General features: G+C 60.6%; 29 protein-coding genes. All 29 read left to right on the forward strand.

Annotated elements, in window-relative coordinates:
• Positions 1 to 48: 48 nt before the first annotated feature.
• The 29 genes from rpsJ to rplQ all read left to right on the forward strand — a co-directional run bounded on the left by rpsJ (position 49) and on the right by rplQ (position 13991).
• Positions 49 to 360, forward strand: coding sequence for a 30S ribosomal protein S10 (gene rpsJ / locus F464_RS0100605; protein ID WP_018987821.1), 312 nt, complete (start codon positions 49 to 51; stop codon positions 358 to 360).
• A 115-nt stretch (positions 361 to 475) separates the two neighbouring features.
• Positions 476 to 1120 carry a 50S ribosomal protein L3 gene (gene rplC, locus F464_RS0100610; protein WP_018987822.1) on the forward strand — a complete coding sequence of 215 codons (645 nt, stop codon included), beginning with the start codon at positions 476 to 478 and terminating at the stop codon, positions 1118 to 1120.
• Positions 1121 to 1131: 11 nt separating this feature from the next.
• Positions 1132 to 1752, forward strand: a complete 621-nt coding sequence (gene rplD / locus F464_RS0100615) for a 50S ribosomal protein L4 (RefSeq protein WP_026295627.1) — start codon at positions 1132 to 1134, stop codon at positions 1750 to 1752.
• Complete coding sequence (gene rplW, locus F464_RS0100620) at positions 1749 to 2054, forward strand: 50S ribosomal protein L23 (protein WP_026295628.1); 306 nt, start codon at positions 1749 to 1751, stop codon at positions 2052 to 2054. Before rplD ends, rplW begins: the two co-directional genes overlap by 4 nt.
• A gap of 5 nt (positions 2055 to 2059) precedes the next feature.
• The gene (rplB, locus tag F464_RS0100625) at positions 2060 to 2887 is read left to right on the forward strand and encodes a 50S ribosomal protein L2 (RefSeq protein ID WP_018987825.1); all 828 of its coding nucleotides are present in this window, start codon (positions 2060 to 2062) and stop codon (positions 2885 to 2887) included.
• A gap of 10 nt (positions 2888 to 2897) precedes the next feature.
• Positions 2898 to 3173, forward strand: a complete 276-nt coding sequence (rpsS, locus tag F464_RS0100630; protein ID WP_018987826.1) for a 30S ribosomal protein S19 — start codon at positions 2898 to 2900, stop codon at positions 3171 to 3173.
• Positions 3174 to 3182: 9 nt separating this feature from the next.
• Positions 3183 to 3512, forward strand: a complete 330-nt coding sequence (rplV, locus tag F464_RS0100635) for a 50S ribosomal protein L22 (RefSeq protein ID WP_018987827.1) — start codon at positions 3183 to 3185, stop codon at positions 3510 to 3512.
• Positions 3513 to 3521: 9 nt separating this feature from the next.
• The gene (rpsC, locus tag F464_RS0100640; protein ID WP_018987828.1) at positions 3522 to 4316 is read left to right on the forward strand and encodes a 30S ribosomal protein S3; all 795 of its coding nucleotides are present in this window, start codon (positions 3522 to 3524) and stop codon (positions 4314 to 4316) included.
• Complete coding sequence (gene rplP / locus F464_RS0100645) at positions 4316 to 4729, forward strand: 50S ribosomal protein L16 (RefSeq protein ID WP_026295629.1); 414 nt, start codon at positions 4316 to 4318, stop codon at positions 4727 to 4729. Before rpsC ends, rplP begins: the two co-directional genes overlap by 1 nt.
• Positions 4730 to 4731: 2 nt before the next feature.
• Complete coding sequence (gene rpmC / locus F464_RS0100650) at positions 4732 to 4926, forward strand: 50S ribosomal protein L29 (RefSeq protein WP_018987830.1); 195 nt, start codon at positions 4732 to 4734, stop codon at positions 4924 to 4926.
• Positions 4923 to 5192, forward strand: a complete 270-nt coding sequence (gene rpsQ, locus F464_RS0100655) for a 30S ribosomal protein S17 (RefSeq protein WP_018987831.1) — start codon at positions 4923 to 4925, stop codon at positions 5190 to 5192. Before rpmC ends, rpsQ begins: the two co-directional genes overlap by 4 nt.
• A gap of 148 nt (positions 5193 to 5340) precedes the next feature.
• Positions 5341 to 5709 carry a 50S ribosomal protein L14 gene (gene rplN / locus F464_RS0100660; RefSeq protein ID WP_018987832.1) on the forward strand — a complete coding sequence of 123 codons (369 nt, stop codon included), beginning with the start codon at positions 5341 to 5343 and terminating at the stop codon, positions 5707 to 5709.
• Between the two features lie 12 nt (positions 5710 to 5721).
• Complete coding sequence (rplX, locus tag F464_RS0100665; protein ID WP_018987833.1) at positions 5722 to 6039, forward strand: 50S ribosomal protein L24; 318 nt, start codon at positions 5722 to 5724, stop codon at positions 6037 to 6039.
• Between the two features lie 9 nt (positions 6040 to 6048).
• Entirely contained in the window at positions 6049 to 6588 is a 540-nt protein-coding gene (rplE, locus tag F464_RS0100670) for a 50S ribosomal protein L5 (RefSeq protein WP_018987834.1), read from the forward strand.
• A 7-nt stretch (positions 6589 to 6595) separates the two neighbouring features.
• The gene (gene rpsN, locus F464_RS0100675) at positions 6596 to 6901 is read left to right on the forward strand and encodes a 30S ribosomal protein S14 (RefSeq protein WP_018987835.1); all 306 of its coding nucleotides are present in this window, start codon (positions 6596 to 6598) and stop codon (positions 6899 to 6901) included.
• Positions 6902 to 6913: 12 nt separating this feature from the next.
• A complete protein-coding gene (gene rpsH, locus F464_RS0100680; RefSeq protein WP_018987836.1) occupies positions 6914 to 7309 on the forward strand; it encodes a 30S ribosomal protein S8 in 396 nt (131 codons plus the stop codon).
• Positions 7310 to 7318: 9 nt separating this feature from the next.
• On the forward strand, positions 7319 to 7852 hold the full coding sequence (rplF, locus tag F464_RS0100685; RefSeq protein WP_026295630.1) for a 50S ribosomal protein L6: 534 nt from the start codon (positions 7319 to 7321) through the stop codon (positions 7850 to 7852).
• A gap of 12 nt (positions 7853 to 7864) precedes the next feature.
• On the forward strand, positions 7865 to 8218 hold the full coding sequence (gene rplR, locus F464_RS0100690; protein ID WP_018987838.1) for a 50S ribosomal protein L18: 354 nt from the start codon (positions 7865 to 7867) through the stop codon (positions 8216 to 8218).
• 12 nt (positions 8219 to 8230) lie between these two features.
• Entirely contained in the window at positions 8231 to 8755 is a 525-nt protein-coding gene (gene rpsE, locus F464_RS0100695) for a 30S ribosomal protein S5 (protein WP_018987839.1), read from the forward strand.
• Between the two features lie 3 nt (positions 8756 to 8758).
• Positions 8759 to 8941 (forward strand): 50S ribosomal protein L30, encoded by a 183-nt coding sequence (rpmD, locus tag F464_RS0100700; protein ID WP_015437566.1) that lies wholly within the window; start codon positions 8759 to 8761, stop codon positions 8939 to 8941.
• Between the two features lies 1 nt (position 8942).
• Positions 8943 to 9380 carry a 50S ribosomal protein L15 gene (gene rplO, locus F464_RS0100705; RefSeq protein ID WP_018987840.1) on the forward strand — a complete coding sequence of 146 codons (438 nt, stop codon included), beginning with the start codon at positions 8943 to 8945 and terminating at the stop codon, positions 9378 to 9380.
• A 14-nt stretch (positions 9381 to 9394) separates the two neighbouring features.
• A complete protein-coding gene (gene secY, locus F464_RS0100710; protein WP_026295631.1) occupies positions 9395 to 10720 on the forward strand; it encodes a preprotein translocase subunit SecY in 1326 nt (441 codons plus the stop codon).
• Positions 10721 to 10723: 3 nt separating this feature from the next.
• Positions 10724 to 10942 (forward strand): translation initiation factor IF-1, encoded by a 219-nt coding sequence (gene infA, locus F464_RS0100715; protein ID WP_015437563.1) that lies wholly within the window; start codon positions 10724 to 10726, stop codon positions 10940 to 10942.
• Between the two features lie 21 nt (positions 10943 to 10963).
• A complete protein-coding gene (rpmJ, locus tag F464_RS30155) occupies positions 10964 to 11077 on the forward strand; it encodes a 50S ribosomal protein L36 (RefSeq protein WP_084600394.1) in 114 nt (37 codons plus the stop codon).
• Between the two features lie 53 nt (positions 11078 to 11130).
• Entirely contained in the window at positions 11131 to 11493 is a 363-nt protein-coding gene (gene rpsM / locus F464_RS0100720) for a 30S ribosomal protein S13 (RefSeq protein ID WP_018987842.1), read from the forward strand.
• A gap of 12 nt (positions 11494 to 11505) precedes the next feature.
• Positions 11506 to 11895 (forward strand): 30S ribosomal protein S11, encoded by a 390-nt coding sequence (gene rpsK, locus F464_RS0100725; RefSeq protein WP_011237995.1) that lies wholly within the window; start codon positions 11506 to 11508, stop codon positions 11893 to 11895.
• 14 nt (positions 11896 to 11909) lie between these two features.
• Positions 11910 to 12539 (forward strand): 30S ribosomal protein S4, encoded by a 630-nt coding sequence (gene rpsD, locus F464_RS0100730; RefSeq protein ID WP_018987843.1) that lies wholly within the window; start codon positions 11910 to 11912, stop codon positions 12537 to 12539.
• Positions 12540 to 12578: 39 nt separating this feature from the next.
• Entirely contained in the window at positions 12579 to 13559 is a 981-nt protein-coding gene (locus F464_RS0100735) for a DNA-directed RNA polymerase subunit alpha (protein WP_018987844.1), read from the forward strand.
• Positions 13560 to 13586: 27 nt separating this feature from the next.
• On the forward strand, positions 13587 to 13991 hold the full coding sequence (gene rplQ / locus F464_RS0100740) for a 50S ribosomal protein L17 (RefSeq protein ID WP_018987845.1): 405 nt from the start codon (positions 13587 to 13589) through the stop codon (positions 13989 to 13991).
• Positions 13992 to 14089 lie beyond the last annotated feature (98 nt).

Here is a 14089-nt window from a genome sequence, read left to right on the forward strand (position 1 = left end):
CCCCCGGGGTTGTTGCCCCGGGGTTTCTGCTCTTTTAAGGACTGCAACATGCAAAACCAGAAGATCCGTATCCGCCTGAAGGCTTTCGACTACCGTCTGATCGATCAGTCGGCTCTCGAAATCGTCGATACCGCCAAACGCACCGGTGCCGTCGTTCGCGGCCCCGTCCCGCTGCCGACCCGGATCGAGCGCTTCGACCTTCTGCGTTCGCCTCACGTCAACAAGACGTCGCGCGACCAGTTCGAGATCCGTACCCATCAGCGTCTGATGGACATCATCGATCCGACCGACAAGACGGTCGACGCGCTGATGAAGCTGGATCTGCCTGCTGGCGTAGACGTCGAGATCAAGCTGCAGTAAGTCTTCCGCGCTTGCGGAGTTTGAAAAAAGGCCGGTATAATCCGGCCTTTGCGTCTTTTTGCGCAATTCATGTGATAGGGCCCGGTCAATCGTAACCGGGGATCAGGAGAAAAAAATGAGTCTAGGCCTTGTAGGACGCAAGGTTGGCATGACTCGCATTTTCGCCGAGGACGGTCGTAGCGTCCCGGTGACGGTGCTTGACGTTGCCAATAACCGCGTTACCCAAGTCAAGACGCCTGAAAGCGACGGTTATGCCGCCGTTCAGGTGGCTTTTGGCAAGCGCCGTGCGAGTCGCGTCAATAAGGCGCTCGCCGGGCATCTCGCCAAGGCTGGCGTCGAAGCCGGTCATACCCTCCGCGAATTCACTGTCGAGCCGGCGCAGCTGGCTGGCCTGAAGGCCGGCGACGTGATCAGCGTGGAACTCTTTGCCGTCGGTCAGAAGGTCGATGTGACCGGTACGTCGATCGGTAAGGGTTTTTCGGGCGTCATCAAACGTCACAATTTCTCGTCGAACCGTGCGTCGCACGGTAACTCGGTGTCGCATAACGCTCCGGGTTCGATTGGTATGGCGCAGGATCCGGGTCGCGTTTTCCCGGGCAAGCGTATGGCAGGCCAATACGGCAATGTGACCCGCACGACGCAGAGTCTCGAAGTGGTTCGCGTTGATGTCGAGCGTCAGTTGCTCCTGGTCAAGGGGGCTGTGCCTGGTTCGAAGGGCGGCGATGTTATCGTCCGTCCCGCCGTCAAGGCCCGTGGCTGAGCGAGGACGTGATGGAACTTAAAGTATTGAACGATCAGGGCGTGCAGGCGGCGACGCTGCAGGCTTCTGATGCGCTCTTCGGGCGCGATTACAACGAGGCGCTGATCCACCAGGTCGTCGTTGCCTATATGGCCAACGCACGTTCGGGCAATCGCGCGCAGAAGGGTCGCTCCGAGGTTCAGAAGTCGACCCGCAAGCCATGGCGCCAGAAGGGTACGGGTCGTGCTCGTGCCGGTATGGCGTCGAGCCCGCTGTGGCGTGGCGGCGGTCGTATCTTCCCGAATTCGCCGGAAGAGAACTTCTCCCAGAAGCTGAATCGCAAGATGTACCGTGCGGGCGTTGCGTCGATCCTGTCGCAGCTGGCGCGTGAAGACCGTCTGGCGGTGGTCGAGAATTTCAGCGTCGAGGCGCCGAAGACCAAGCTTCTGTCGCAGAAGCTGAAGGGCATGGGGCTGGACTCCGTGCTGGTGATCACGGATCAGTTCGACGAGAACCTGTTCCTGTCGTCGCGTAACCTGCACAAGGTGCTGGTGCTTGAAGTCAGCGAGACGGATCCGGTGGCCCTGGTGCATTACGATCGCGTGATCGTGACCAAGGGTGCGCTGGCCAAGATGGAGGAGGCCTGGCAATGAGCGGATTTAGCCAAGAGCGTCTGATGCAGGTGCTGCTCGCGCCCCAGATCTCCGAAAAGGCGACGTTTGTCGCCGACAAGAACGAGCAAGTCGTGTTTAAGGTCGCCTCGTGCGCTACGAAGCCTGAAGTCAAGGCCGCTGTCGAGCTGCTCTTCAAGGTCGAGGTCAAGTCGGTCCAGATCGCGAACGTCAAGGGCAAGGTCAAGCGCTTCGGCAAGATGACCGGTCGCCGCAAGGGCTGGAAGAAGGCGTTCGTGTGCCTGAAGCCGGGCCAGGAAATCAACTTCGCGGCCGGGGAGTAATAGTCATGGCATTGGTAAAACTCAAGCCTACGTCTGCCGGCCGTCGTGCGATGGTCAAGGTGGTAAATGCGGATCTCTACAAGGGTCGTCCGCTCGCCTCGCTCGTCGAGAAGCAGTCGCAGAATGCCGGCCGTAACAACAACGGCCACATCACCGTCCGCCACAAGGGCGGCGGTCACAAGCAGCACTACCGTCTTGTCGATTTTCGGCGCAACAAGGACGGTATCGTTGCGCGCGTTGAGCGTATCGAGTACGACCCTAACCGCTCGGCGAACATCGCGCTCATCTGCTACGCCGATGGCGAGCGTGCGTACATCATCGCCCCGAAGGGTCTGGAAGTCGGTGCCCAGGTCATGAGCGGCGCTGAAGCCCCGATCAAGCCGGGTAACGTCCTGCCGATCCGCAATATTCCGGTTGGTTCGACGATCCACTGTGTCGAGATGATGCCTGGCAAGGGGGCGCAGATCGCCCGCGCTGCCGGCACCTCCGTGCAGCTCCTTGCGCGTGAAGGCGCGTATGCCCAGGTTCGTCTGCGTTCCGGCGAAGTTCGCCGCGTGCATGTCGAGTGCCGCGCCGCGATCGGCGTGGTGGGCAATGAGGAGCATGGTCTGCGCAAGATCGGCAAGGCCGGTGCCAACCGCTGGCGTGGTATTCGTCCGACCGTTCGCGGTGTGGCGATGAACCCGGTGGATCACCCGCACGGCGGCGGCGAAGGCCGCACCGGCGAGGGTGGCGTTCCGCGCAGCCCGTGGGGTCAGCCGGCCAAGGGTTATCGTACGCGCAGCAACAAGCGCACCGATACCATGATCGTGCAGCGTCGTCACAAGCGTTAAGGGGTAACAGATGGCACGTTCTATCAAAAAAGGCCCGTTTGTCGACGCGCACCTCCTGAAGAAGGTCGACGCCGTGCGGGTAAGCAACGACAAGCGTCCGATCAAGACGTGGTCGCGCCGTTCGACGGTGCTGCCCGACTTCGTCGGTCTCACGATCGCGGTGCATAACGGCCGCCAGCACGTTCCGGTGTTCGTCTCCGAGAACATGGTTGGCCACAAGCTGGGCGAGTTCGCGCTGACCCGTACGTTCAAGGGGCACGCCGCGAGCAAGAAGGCGAAGAGGTAAGGAGTCACCATGGAAACCAAAGCAATCCTCCGCGGTGTTCGCCTGTCGGCCCAAAAGGGTCGTCTGGTTGCGGACCAGGTGCGGGGCAAGCCGGTTGATCAGGCCCTGAACATTCTTGCCTTCTCGCCGAAGAAGGGCGCCCAGATCATCCGTAAGGTCGTCGAGTCGGCGATCGCAAACGCCGAACACAACGATGGCGCAGACATCGACACCCTCAAGGTGAAGACGATCTACGTCGAGGAAGGTACGTCGCTGAAGCGGTTCACGGCGCGCGCAAAAGGGCGCGGCAACCGCATCCTGAAGCCGACCTGCCATGTCTACGTGACCGTCGGGGAATAAGGGGTAATTATGGGTCAGAAAATTCATCCGACCGGATTCCGTCTCGCGGTCACACGTGACTGGAGTTCGCGCTGGTTTGCTTCGAGCCGCGACTACTCCAAGATGCTGCACGAGGACATCAAGGTTCGCGACTTCCTGAAGAAGAAGCTTGCGCACGCCTCGGTCGGTCGCATCATTATCGAACGTCCGGCCAAGAACGCGCGTATCACGCTGTTCAGTGCGCGTCCCGGTGTCGTCATCGGAAAGAAAGGCGAAGACATCGAACTGCTCAAGCGCGAACTCCAGAAGATCATGGGCGTGCCGGTGCACGTCAATATCGAGGAAGTGCGCAAGCCGGAAGTTGACGCGAAGCTGATCGCGGACTCGATCGCCCAGCAGCTCGAGAAGCGCATCATGTTCCGTCGCGCAATGAAGCGCGCGATGCAGAACGCCATGCGCCTCGGTGCGCAAGGTATCAAGATCATGAGCGCGGGCCGTCTGAACGGGGCCGAAATCGCGCGTACCGAGTGGTACCGCGAAGGGCGCGTTCCGCTGCACACGCTGCGTGCCGACATCGACTACGGTGTTTCCGAGGCGAGCACGACCTACGGCATCATCGGTATCAAGGTGTGGGTGTACAAGGGCGAGATGCTCGGTCGCAATGAGCGTCCGGTCGTCGTCGAGAACGAGAACGAGGCTCGCCGTGGCCGTCGCGGGGCTCCGCGTGGTCCCGAAGGTGGCGAGGGTCGTCCCGGTCGCCGTCCCGCTCGGCGGGGCGGGGCTGAAGGACAGGCCAAGCCGGCGCAAGAAAGCAGGGGTGAATGATGCTGCAGCCGACCAGAAGGAAATATCGTAAGGAGCAGAAGGGCCGCAACACCGGCGTTGCTACGCGCGGTGCGAAGGTGAGCTTCGGCGAGTACGGTCTCAAGGCTATCAGTCGCGGTCGTCTCACTGCCCGTCAGATCGAGGCAGCGCGCCGTGCGATGACCCGTCACATCAAGCGTGGCGGTCGCATCTGGATCCGTGTGTTCCCGGACAAGCCGATTTCGAAGAAGCCTGCCGAAGTGCGTATGGGTAACGGCAAGGGTAACCCGGAGTATTGGGTCGCCGAGATCCAGCCTGGCAAGGTCCTTTACGAAATGGATGGTGTCGATGAAGCCCTGGCGCGCGAGGCGTTCCGCCTCGCTGCGGCGAAGCTGCCGTTCGAGACCGTGTTTGTTCACCGTCTGTTGGGGTAATCATGAAAGCGAGTGAACTCCGCGCGAAGAGCGTCGGTGAAGTGAATCAGGAATTGCTCGAGCTGCTGAAGGCGCAGTTCTCGCTGCGCATGCAGCTTGCTACGCAGCAGCTCAGCAACACGAGCCAACTCGGGAAGGTGCGTCGCGACATCGCGCGTGCGCGCACCGTTCTGCGTGAAAAGGCAGGGCAGAAATGAGCGAACAAATCGAAAAGGTGCGTCGCGCCCTCGTCGGTCGTGTCGTCAGTGACAAGATGCAGAACACGGTCACCGTGTTGGTTGAGCGTCGCGTCAAGCACGAGTTGTACGGTAAGGTGATCACGCGCTCGGCGAAGTACCATGCGCATGTCGAGGGCGGCATCGCTGCCGCCGGTGACTTGGTCGAAATCGAGGAATGTCGTCCGATTTCAAAGACCAAGTCCTGGCGCGTCGCGAAGGTGCTCGAGAAAGCGCGCGTTATCTAAGCAGAGTACGGGCTACTGCTGTGGACAGCTTGGCAGGTCACTGCCAAGCTGTTATAATTTTCTTTCTTTGCTTTTCGCTCTTCGGGGCTCCCTACCCGTACGGGTTCCAAGACTGACCGCTGTAGCGGGGCAAGTTGGAGATAAATTCATGATTCAAATGCAGTCCATTCTGGACGTCGCCGACAATACCGGCGCGCGTTCGGTGATGTGCATCAAGGTTCTTGGTGGGTCGAAGCGTCGCTATGCGAGCATTGGCGACATCATCAAGGTGACCGTGAAAGATGCTGCGCCGAGGGGTCGCGTCAAGAAAGGTGACATCTACAGTGCCGTTGTGGTGCGTACCGCGAAGGGCGTCCGTCGTCCGGATGGTTCGCTGGTGAGGTTTGATGGCAATGCGGCCGTCCTGCTGAATAACAAGCTCGAGCCGATCGGCACGCGTATCTTCGGGCCGGTGACGCGCGAGCTGCGTACCGAGCGGTTCATGAAGATCGTCTCGCTGGCGCCTGAAGTGCTCTAAGGAGTTATCGAGATGAACAAGATCCGCAAGGGTGATGAGGTTGTTGTCCTGACGGGCAAGGATCGCGGTCGTCGCGGTGTCGTGCTGCGTCGGGTCGATGAGGAGCGCCTGGTGGTCGAGGGTGTGAATCGCGCGAAGAAGCACGTGCGTCCGAATCCGCTCAAAGGGGAAGTGGGTGGCATCGTCGAGAAAGAGATGCCGCTGCACGTTTCGAACGTTGCGCTGTTCAATCCCGCCACCCAGAAGGGTGATCGCGTGGGTATTCGTGTGCTTGAGGATGGTCGCAAGGCGCGATTCTTCAAGTCGAACGGCGAACTGGTGAACGCGTAAGGAGTGGTGATGGCGCGCTTGCAGCAGTACTACAAGGAAACGATTTCTCCCGATTTGCTGAAGCAGTTCGGGTACAAATCCGTGATGGAAGTACCTCGCATCACGAAGATTACGCTGAACATGGGTGTCGGCGAAGCGGTTGGCGACAAGAAGATTCTCGAGCATGCGGTTGGTGACATGCAGAAGATCGCGGGTCAGAAGCCGGTGGTAACCAAGGCGCGCAAGTCGATCGCGGGTTTCAAGATTCGTGACGGTTATCCGATCGGCTGCATGGTGACCTTGCGTGGCGAGAAGATGTTCGAATTCCTGGATCGTCTGGTGACGATCGCCATGCCGCGTATCCGCGACTTTCGTGGTATCGCCGGCAAGGGTTTCGACGGTCGCGGCAACTACAACCTGGGCGTCAAAGAGCAGATCATTTTCCCCGAGATCGAGTACGACAAGATCGATGCTCTGCGGGGTATGAACATCAGCATCACGACGACGGCCAAAACCGATCAGGAAGCTCGCGCTCTGCTCGCGGCGTTCAAGTTCCCGTTCAAGAATTGAGGGTGTTATGGCAAAACTGGCTCTGATCAATCGAGAAGAGAAGCGTCGCAAGCTGGTGGCGAAGTTCGCCGCAAAGCGTACCGCGCTGATCGCTCAGATCAACGATTTCAAGTTGCCTGAAGAAGAGCGCATGGCTGCTCGTCTGAAGCTGCAGCAGCTTCCGCGCAATGCAAGCCCCGTTCGCGAGCGCAATCGCTGCGCCCTGACGGGTCGTCCGCGTGGCGTGTTCCGCAAGTTCGGGCTGTGCCGCAACAAACTGCGTGACCTCGCGTTCCGCGGTGAAGTGCCGGGCATGACCAAGGCGAGCTGGTAAGGAGATTATCGAATGAGTATGTCCGATCCGATCGCCGATATGCTGACCCGCATCCGCAATGGTCAGCAGGCTCAGAAGCAGAGCGTGTCGATGCCCAGCTCCAAGCTGAAGGTTGCGATTGCCAAGGTCCTGCAGGATGAAGGTTACATCGACGGTTACGCCGTGCGCGATGCCGAAGGCAAGGCTCAGCTGGATGTGGTGCTGAAGTACTACGCCGGCCGTCCTGTCATCGAGCGTATCGAGCGTGTCAGCCGCCCTGGTCTGCGTGTTTACAAGGGCAGTGATGATCTGCCGCGTGTCTTGAATGGTCTCGGTGTTGCGATCGTGTCGACGCCGCGTGGCGTCATGACCGACCGTGCTGCACGTGCCGGACGCGTGGGTGGCGAAGTCATCTGTTACGTCGCTTAAGGGGGTCTCATGTCTCGTGTAGCTAAGAATCCGGTGGCAATCCCCCAGGGCGTCGATGTCACCGTTGCGGCTGGCGAAGTCTCCGTGAAGGGGCCGCTGGGTACCGCAAGGCAGTACATCGGCAACTCCGTGTCCGTGCAGCGTGAAGGCGATGCGCTGGTGTTCGGGGCCGTTGCCGGCGCCGCCAACGGCCGTGCGATGTCGGGTACCGTGCGTGCGCTCGTGAATAACATGGTCACCGGGGTGACGAAGGGTTTCGAGCGCAAGCTGAACCTCGTCGGCGTCGGTTATCGTGCGCAGGCGCAGGGCGACAAGCTCAACCTGACGCTCGGTTTTTCGCATCCCGTCGTGCATCAGATGCCGGCGGGCGTGAAGGTGGAAACGCCAACGCAGACGGAAATCGTCATCAAAGGCATCGACAAGCAGCAAGTCGGTCAGGTCGCTGCCGAAGTGCGTGCATACCGCGCTCCCGAACCCTACAAGGGCAAGGGCGTCCGTTACTCGGACGAGGTGGTCGTGCTCAAGGAAACCAAGAAGAAGTAAGGGCGGTTCGATATGAACAAGAAAGTGGTTCGTCTGCGTCGCGCTCGTAAAACCCGAGCCAAAATCGCGGAACTGAAAACGGTTCGTCTGACTGTATTCCGTTCCAATTCCCACATCTACGCCCAGATCATCGATGGTTCCGGTGCGCGCGTGCTTGCGGCTGCCTCCACGGTTGAGGCGGACGTGCGTTCGCAGCTGTCGCACGGCGGCAACAAGGCCGCTGCCGTGATCGTCGGCAAGCTGATCGCCGAGCGTGCGAAGGCCGCGGGTATCGAGTCTGTCGCGTTCGATCGCGCCGGCTTCCAGTATCACGGTCGCGTCCAGGCGCTGGCCGAGGCCGCCCGCGAAGGCGGTCTCAAGTTCTAAGCGAGGAATCGTATGGCTAAGCAACAAAGCAAGCGTCCGCAGGCTTCCGAGGAGCGTGACGACGGCCTGCGCGAAAAGATGGTCGCCATCAACCGCGTGACGAAGGTCGTGAAAGGTGGTCGTATCCTCGGTTTCGCGGCGCTGACGGTGGTTGGTGATGGAGACGGCGGGATCGGCATGGGCAAGGGCAAGTCCCGCGAAGTGCCGGTGGCCGTGCAGAAGGCCATGGATGAAGCTCGCCGCAAGATGGTGAAGGTTTCGCTGAAGAGCGGCACGCTGCAGCATTCCGTGATCGGCAAGCATGGCGCCTCGTCGGTTCTCATGCAGCCCGCGCCGAGCGGCACCGGCATCATTGCCGGCGGCCCGATGCGTGCAGTGTTCGAAGTCATGGGTGTGACGGACGTGACCTGCAAGTGCATCGGTTCGTCGAATCCTTACAACGTCGTGCGTGCAACGCTGAACGGTCTTCTGGCGATCAATACGCCGGCGGAGATCGCCGCCAAGCGTGGCAAGAGCGTCGAAGAGATTCTGGGGTAAGCCATGGCCGAGAAAACGATCAAGGTTACGCTGGTCAAGAGCGTGATCGGTACGAAGCAGTCGCACCGTGCGACGGTGCGCGGGCTCGGTTTGCGTCGCCTGAACCATACCGTCGAGCTTCAGGACACGCCTGAAGTTCGCGGCATGGTGAACAAGGTGTCCTACCTGGTGAAGTGTGAGGGTTGAGATGCGTCTGAATACGATTAAACCTGCGGCTGGTTCGAAGTTCGCCGCCAAACGCGTCGGACGCGGCATTGGCAGCGGCCTGGGCAAGACCTGCGGCCGCGGCCACAAGGGTCAGAAGTCCCGCGCCGGCGGCTTTCACAAGGTCGGCTTCGAAGGCGGCCAGATGCCGCTGCAGCGCCGTCTGCCGAAGCGTGGCTTCGTCTCGCTGACGGGGTCGCGCAACGCCGAAGTTCGCCTGTCGGAGCTGGACAAGCTGCCTGTGGATGAGGTCGATCTGCTGGTGTTGAAGCAGGCCGGCGTCGTGGCGGCCGATGCGCTTTCCGCGAAGGTCGTGCTGTCCGGCAGCATCGGTCGCAAGGTGACTCTGCGCGGCGTTGGTGCGACCAAGGGTGCGCTTGCGGCAATTCAGGCGGCCGGCGGTTCGGTCGTCTCTGAGTAAGCAGGAACCCAGCTGTGGCCAATCCCGCTGCCACCTTGGGCACTCCCGGTCGTTTCGGCGATCTGAAGCGTCGACTCATGTTCCTGGTCGGCGCGCTGATCGTCTATCGGATCGGTGCGCACATCCCGGTGCCCGGAATCGACCCCAGTCGGCTGGCTGAGCTGTTCCAGTCGCAATCGGGGGGAATTCTCGGCGTGTTCAACCTGTTCTCGGGCGGTGCGTTGTCGCGCTTCACCATCTTCGCGCTGGGGATCATGCCGTACATTTCGGCGTCGATCATCATGCAGCTGATGACCGTTGCGGTGCCGTCGCTCGAAGCCCTGAAGAAGGAGGGTGAGGCAGGTCGGCGCAAGATTACGCAGTACACTCGCGCCGGTACGCTGATTCTGGCACTGGCGCAGTCCCTCGGTATTGCGATTGCTCTCGAGGGGCAGGCGGGGCTGGTGCTGGACCCGGGTATCACCTTCCGTTTCGTGACGGTTGCGACGCTGGTGACGGGTACGATGTTCCTGATGTGGCTCGGTGAGCAAATTACGGAACGCGGGCTCGGCAATGGTATTTCGCTCATCATCTTCGCCGGTATTGCAGCGGGGTTGCCGGGTTCGATTGCCGGGCTGTTCGAGCTCGTGCGTACCGGGGCGATGCATCCCTTCACGGCGCTGCTGATCTGCGTATTGGTGGCGCTTGTCACGGCGTTCGTGGTTTTCGTCGAGCGGGGGCAGCGCAAGATTCTCGTGAATTATGCAAAGCGTCAGGTCGGCAACAAGATCTACGGCGGGCAGAGTTCGCATCTTCCGCTCAAGCTCAACATGTCTGGCGTAATCCCGCCGATTTTTGCGTCGAGCATAATCCTGTTCCCCGCGACCTTGGGCCAGTGGTTCGGTTCGTCGGAGAGCATGGTCTGGCTGCGGGATCTTTCGGCGAAGCTTGCGCCGGGGCAGCCGGTTTATGTGATGCTTTATGCAGTGGCGATCGTGTTCTTCTGCTTCTTCTACACCGCGCTCGTGTTCAATGCACGGGAGACCGCGGACAACCTGAAGAAGAGCGGGGCATTCGTGCCGGGTATTCGACCGGGCGACCAGACGGCGCGCTATATCGACAAGATCCTGACGCGTTTGACGCTGGTAGGTGCTGCATATATCACGTTGGTGTGCCTGCTCCCCGAATTCCTGATCCTGAAGTGGAACGTTCCGTTCTACTTCGGCGGGACGTCGCTGCTGATCATCGTGGTGGTGACGATGGATTTCATGGCACAGGTTCAGGCTTACGTCATGTCGCACCAGTACGAGAGTCTGCTCAAGAAGGCGAACTTCAAGGGGGCGGGCCTTCCGATCCGGTAAGTTATGGCGAAGGAAGACGTCATCGAGATGCAGGGCGAGGTTACCGAGAACCTCCCCAACGCAACGTTCCGCGTCCGACTAGAAAACGGACACATGGTCCTCGGGTATATCTCCGGGAAGATGCGTATGCACTACATCCGCATTCTTCCTGGTGACAAGGTCACCGTGCAGTTGACGCCCTACGACCTGACCAAGGCCCGGATCGTTTTCCGGACCAAGTAATCAAGAAACAGGAGCAAGGAAATGAGAGTTCAGGCTTCGGTTAAGCGGCTCTGCCGCAACTGCAAGATCGTTCGCCGCAAGGGTGTGGTCCGTGTGATCTGCGTGGATCCGCGGCACAAGCAGCGCCAGGGTTGATCTTAGGGCGCTCAAGGATTAAAATTTAATGTTTAGCTTTTTGGGGTAATCGAATGGCCCGTATTGCTGGGGTAAACATTCCCAATCACAAGCATGCCGAGATTGCGCTGACCGCCATCTATGGAATTGGCCGTTCGCGTGCTCAGAAAATCTGTGATTCCGCCAACGTCGCACGTTCCGTCAAGGTGAAGGATCTCACCGAGTCGGACATGGAGCGTCTGCGTGACGAGGTTGGTCGGTTTGTCGTCGAGGGCGATCTTCGCCGTGAAGTGACGATGAATATCAAGCGCCTGATGGACTTGGGTTGCTATCGTGGTGTCCGTCACCGTCGCGGCCTTCCGCTGCGCGGTCAGAGGACCCGGACTAACGCCCGCACCCGCAAGGGACCGCGCAAGGCGATCGCCGGCAAGAAGTGATAAGGACTGATAATGGCTAAAACTGCTGCGAAGGTTCGCAAGAAAGTCAAAAAGAACGTTGCCGAAGGTATCGCGCACGTTCATGCGAGCTTCAATAACACCATCATTACGATTACCGATCGGCAGGGCAATGCCCTGTCGTGGGCAACGTCGGGCGGCGCGGGCTTCAAGGGTTCGCGCAAGAGCACGCCGTTTGCCGCACAGGTTGCCGCCGAAGCTGCCGGCAAGGCCGCGCAGGAATGCGGGGTCAAGAACCTGGAAGTGCGCATCAAGGGGCCCGGTCCGGGCCGCGAATCCGCTGTTCGCGCCCTGAACGCGCTGGGTATGAAGATCTCCAGCATTACCGACATCACGCCGATTCCGCACAACGGCTGCCGTCCGCCGAAAAAGCGTCGTATCTGACAAGGAGTTGAAACGTGGCTCGTAATCTGGATCCCAAGTGCCGTCAGTGCCGTCGCGAAGGCGAAAAGCTGTTCCTGAAGGCCGAGAAGTGCTTCACCGACAAGTGTGCTATCGAGCGTCGCTCGTATGCGCCTGGCCAGCATGGTCAGCGTTCCGGACAGCGTCTGTCCGGCTACGGTGTTCAGCTGCGTGAAAAGCAGAAGATCCGCCGTCTGTATGGTGTCCTCGAGGCGCAGTTCCGCAAGGTGTACGCGGAGGCGGATCGCCGTCGCGGCCAGACCGGCGAGAACCTGCTGCAGCTGCTCGAAGGTCGCCTGGATTCCGTCGTTTATCGTATGGGTTTCGGTGGCTCGCGCGCCGAAAGTCGTCAGCTGGTCCGTCACAACGGCATTCTCGTGAATGGCAAGCGCGTTAACATCCCGTCGTACGTAGTGCGTCCGGGCGAGACGGTCGAGCTCACCGAAGGTGCGCGTGGCCAACTCCGCGTGAAGGCCGCACTCGAGGCCGCCGCTGCGCGTGGTTTTCCCGAGTGGCTGGAAGTCGATGCCAAGGCCGGCAAGGGCGTGTTCAAGGCGTATCCGCAGCGCTCGGAGCTGCCGCCGACGATCAACGAAGGTCTCGTCGTCGAACTGTACTCCCGCTAACGGGCTCGCCTGAAGACTCAAAGATCCGAGGAACTGCTGATGCAAAGCAATTCACTGCTGAAACCCCGCATCATCGACGTCCAATCCGTCTCGCCTGTTCAGGCGCGCGTGACGATGGAGCCGTTCGAGCGTGGTTTTGGTCACACCCTGGGGAATGCGCTGCGGCGCATCCTCCTTTCCTCGCTGCCGGGCTATGCGCCGACGGAAGTCTCGATTGAGGGCGTGCTGCACGAGTACTCGACCCTGGACGGTGTGCGCGAGGATATCGTCGACCTGCTGCTGAACCTGAAAGGTGTTGTGCTGAAGCTGCACAACCGCGGTGAAGCGATGCTGCGCCTGTCGAAGTCCGGTGACGGTGTCGTCACCGCGCGCGACATCGAGGCCGGTCACGACGTCGAGATCATCAACCCGGATCACGTGATCGCGCATCTGGCACCGGGCGGCAAGCTCGATATGCAGATCAAGGTCGAGGAAGGCCGCGGTTACGTGCCGGGCAACGTGCGTCCGGCTGCCGGCGAGAGCAAGAGCATCGGTCACGTCGTGCTGGACGCTTCGTTCAGCCCGGTGCGCCGGGTGAGCTATCTGGTCGAGAGCGCTCGTGTCGAGCAGCGTACCGACCTCGATCGTCTGGTGATCGATATCGAGACCAATGGCGCGGTCGATCCCGAGGAGGCTATCCGTTACGCCGCGCGCGTGCTGATGGATCAGCTGTCGGTGTTCGCGGATCTGGAAGGTACGGCGCCGGTCGCGGAAGTGACTGCGGCGCAGGTGATCGATCCGGTGCTGCTGCGCCCGGTCGACGACCTCGAGCTGACCGTGCGGTCGGCCAACTGCCTGAAGGCCGAGAACATCTACTACATCGGCGATCTGATCCAGCGTACGGAAACCGAGCTGTTGAAGACCCCGAACCTCGGCCGCAAGTCGCTGAACGAAATCAAGGAAGTGTTGGCCTCGCGTGGGCTTACGCTCGGCATGAAACTGGAAAACTGGCCGCCGGCCGGGCTCGAGAAGCTCGGTTGAGTCGGCGCAGTTGAGTGAGGAATAGAAATGCGTCACCGCAACGGTCTTCGCAAGCTTAACCGTACCAGCGCGCATCGCCAGGCGATGTTCCGCAATATGGCCAATTCGCTGCTGCGTCACGAAGTCATCAAGACGACCCTGCCCAAGGCCAAGGAACTGCGCCGCGTGGTCGAGCCGCTGATCACCCTGGGCAAGAAGCCCAGCCTGTCGAATCGTCGCCTGGCGTTCAATCGCCTGCGCGACCGCGAGATGGTCGTCAAGCTGTTCGACGAGCTGGGTCCGCGCTTCGCTGCCCGTAACGGCGGCTACCTGCGCATCCTGAAGTTCGGCTTCCGCGACGGCGACAACGCGCCGATGGCGCTGGTCGAACTGGTGGATCGTGCTGCTGAGGGCGACGTCGCAGCCGAGGTGCAGGAAGCCGTGGCAGCGTAACAAGTCGCTTCGCGACCGAAGTGTCATCGAAAATGGGCCGTTCTGCGGCCCATTTTTTTTTGTGCGGGCGACGCAGTGAAGTCGATCGATGCGTGATA

Origin of the sequence: Aromatoleum toluclasticum ATCC 700605, from assembly GCF_000378245.1 — a bacterium.
Classification (GTDB): Bacteria; Pseudomonadota; Gammaproteobacteria; order Burkholderiales; family Rhodocyclaceae; genus Aromatoleum; species Aromatoleum toluclasticum.

Excerpts from the sequence above, each read along its gene's own strand:
- rpsJ (WP_018987821.1), top strand. The coding sequence starts at position 49 with ATGCAAAACCAGAAGATCCGTATCCGCCTGAAGGCTTTCGACTACCGT.
- rplC (WP_018987822.1), top strand. The coding sequence starts at position 476 with ATGAGTCTAGGCCTTGTAGGACGCAAGGTTGGCATGACTCGCATTTTC.
- rplD (WP_026295627.1), top strand. The coding sequence starts at position 1,132 with ATGGAACTTAAAGTATTGAACGATCAGGGCGTGCAGGCGGCGACGCTG.
- rplW (WP_026295628.1), top strand. The coding sequence starts at position 1,749 with ATGAGCGGATTTAGCCAAGAGCGTCTGATGCAGGTGCTGCTCGCGCCC.
- rplB (WP_018987825.1), top strand. The coding sequence starts at position 2,060 with ATGGCATTGGTAAAACTCAAGCCTACGTCTGCCGGCCGTCGTGCGATG.
- rpsS (WP_018987826.1), top strand. The coding sequence starts at position 2,898 with ATGGCACGTTCTATCAAAAAAGGCCCGTTTGTCGACGCGCACCTCCTG.
- rplV (WP_018987827.1), top strand. The coding sequence starts at position 3,183 with ATGGAAACCAAAGCAATCCTCCGCGGTGTTCGCCTGTCGGCCCAAAAG.
- rpsC (WP_018987828.1), top strand. The coding sequence starts at position 3,522 with ATGGGTCAGAAAATTCATCCGACCGGATTCCGTCTCGCGGTCACACGT.
- rplP (WP_026295629.1), top strand. The coding sequence starts at position 4,316 with ATGCTGCAGCCGACCAGAAGGAAATATCGTAAGGAGCAGAAGGGCCGC.
- rpmC (WP_018987830.1), top strand. The coding sequence starts at position 4,732 with ATGAAAGCGAGTGAACTCCGCGCGAAGAGCGTCGGTGAAGTGAATCAG.
- rpsQ (WP_018987831.1), top strand. The coding sequence starts at position 4,923 with ATGAGCGAACAAATCGAAAAGGTGCGTCGCGCCCTCGTCGGTCGTGTC.
- rplN (WP_018987832.1), top strand. The coding sequence starts at position 5,341 with ATGATTCAAATGCAGTCCATTCTGGACGTCGCCGACAATACCGGCGCG.
- rplX (WP_018987833.1), top strand. The coding sequence starts at position 5,722 with ATGAACAAGATCCGCAAGGGTGATGAGGTTGTTGTCCTGACGGGCAAG.
- rplE (WP_018987834.1), top strand. The coding sequence starts at position 6,049 with ATGGCGCGCTTGCAGCAGTACTACAAGGAAACGATTTCTCCCGATTTG.
- rpsN (WP_018987835.1), top strand. The coding sequence starts at position 6,596 with ATGGCAAAACTGGCTCTGATCAATCGAGAAGAGAAGCGTCGCAAGCTG.
- rpsH (WP_018987836.1), top strand. The coding sequence starts at position 6,914 with ATGAGTATGTCCGATCCGATCGCCGATATGCTGACCCGCATCCGCAAT.
- rplF (WP_026295630.1), top strand. The coding sequence starts at position 7,319 with ATGTCTCGTGTAGCTAAGAATCCGGTGGCAATCCCCCAGGGCGTCGAT.
- rplR (WP_018987838.1), top strand. The coding sequence starts at position 7,865 with ATGAACAAGAAAGTGGTTCGTCTGCGTCGCGCTCGTAAAACCCGAGCC.
- rpsE (WP_018987839.1), top strand. The coding sequence starts at position 8,231 with ATGGCTAAGCAACAAAGCAAGCGTCCGCAGGCTTCCGAGGAGCGTGAC.
- rpmD (WP_015437566.1), top strand. The coding sequence starts at position 8,759 with ATGGCCGAGAAAACGATCAAGGTTACGCTGGTCAAGAGCGTGATCGGT.
- rplO (WP_018987840.1), top strand. The coding sequence starts at position 8,943 with ATGCGTCTGAATACGATTAAACCTGCGGCTGGTTCGAAGTTCGCCGCC.
- infA (WP_015437563.1), top strand. The coding sequence starts at position 10,724 with ATGGCGAAGGAAGACGTCATCGAGATGCAGGGCGAGGTTACCGAGAAC.
- rpmJ (WP_084600394.1), top strand. The coding sequence starts at position 10,964 with ATGAGAGTTCAGGCTTCGGTTAAGCGGCTCTGCCGCAACTGCAAGATC.
- rpsM (WP_018987842.1), top strand. The coding sequence starts at position 11,131 with ATGGCCCGTATTGCTGGGGTAAACATTCCCAATCACAAGCATGCCGAG.
- rpsK (WP_011237995.1), top strand. The coding sequence starts at position 11,506 with ATGGCTAAAACTGCTGCGAAGGTTCGCAAGAAAGTCAAAAAGAACGTT.
- F464_RS0100735 (WP_018987844.1), top strand. The coding sequence starts at position 12,579 with ATGCAAAGCAATTCACTGCTGAAACCCCGCATCATCGACGTCCAATCC.
- rplQ (WP_018987845.1), top strand. The coding sequence starts at position 13,587 with ATGCGTCACCGCAACGGTCTTCGCAAGCTTAACCGTACCAGCGCGCAT.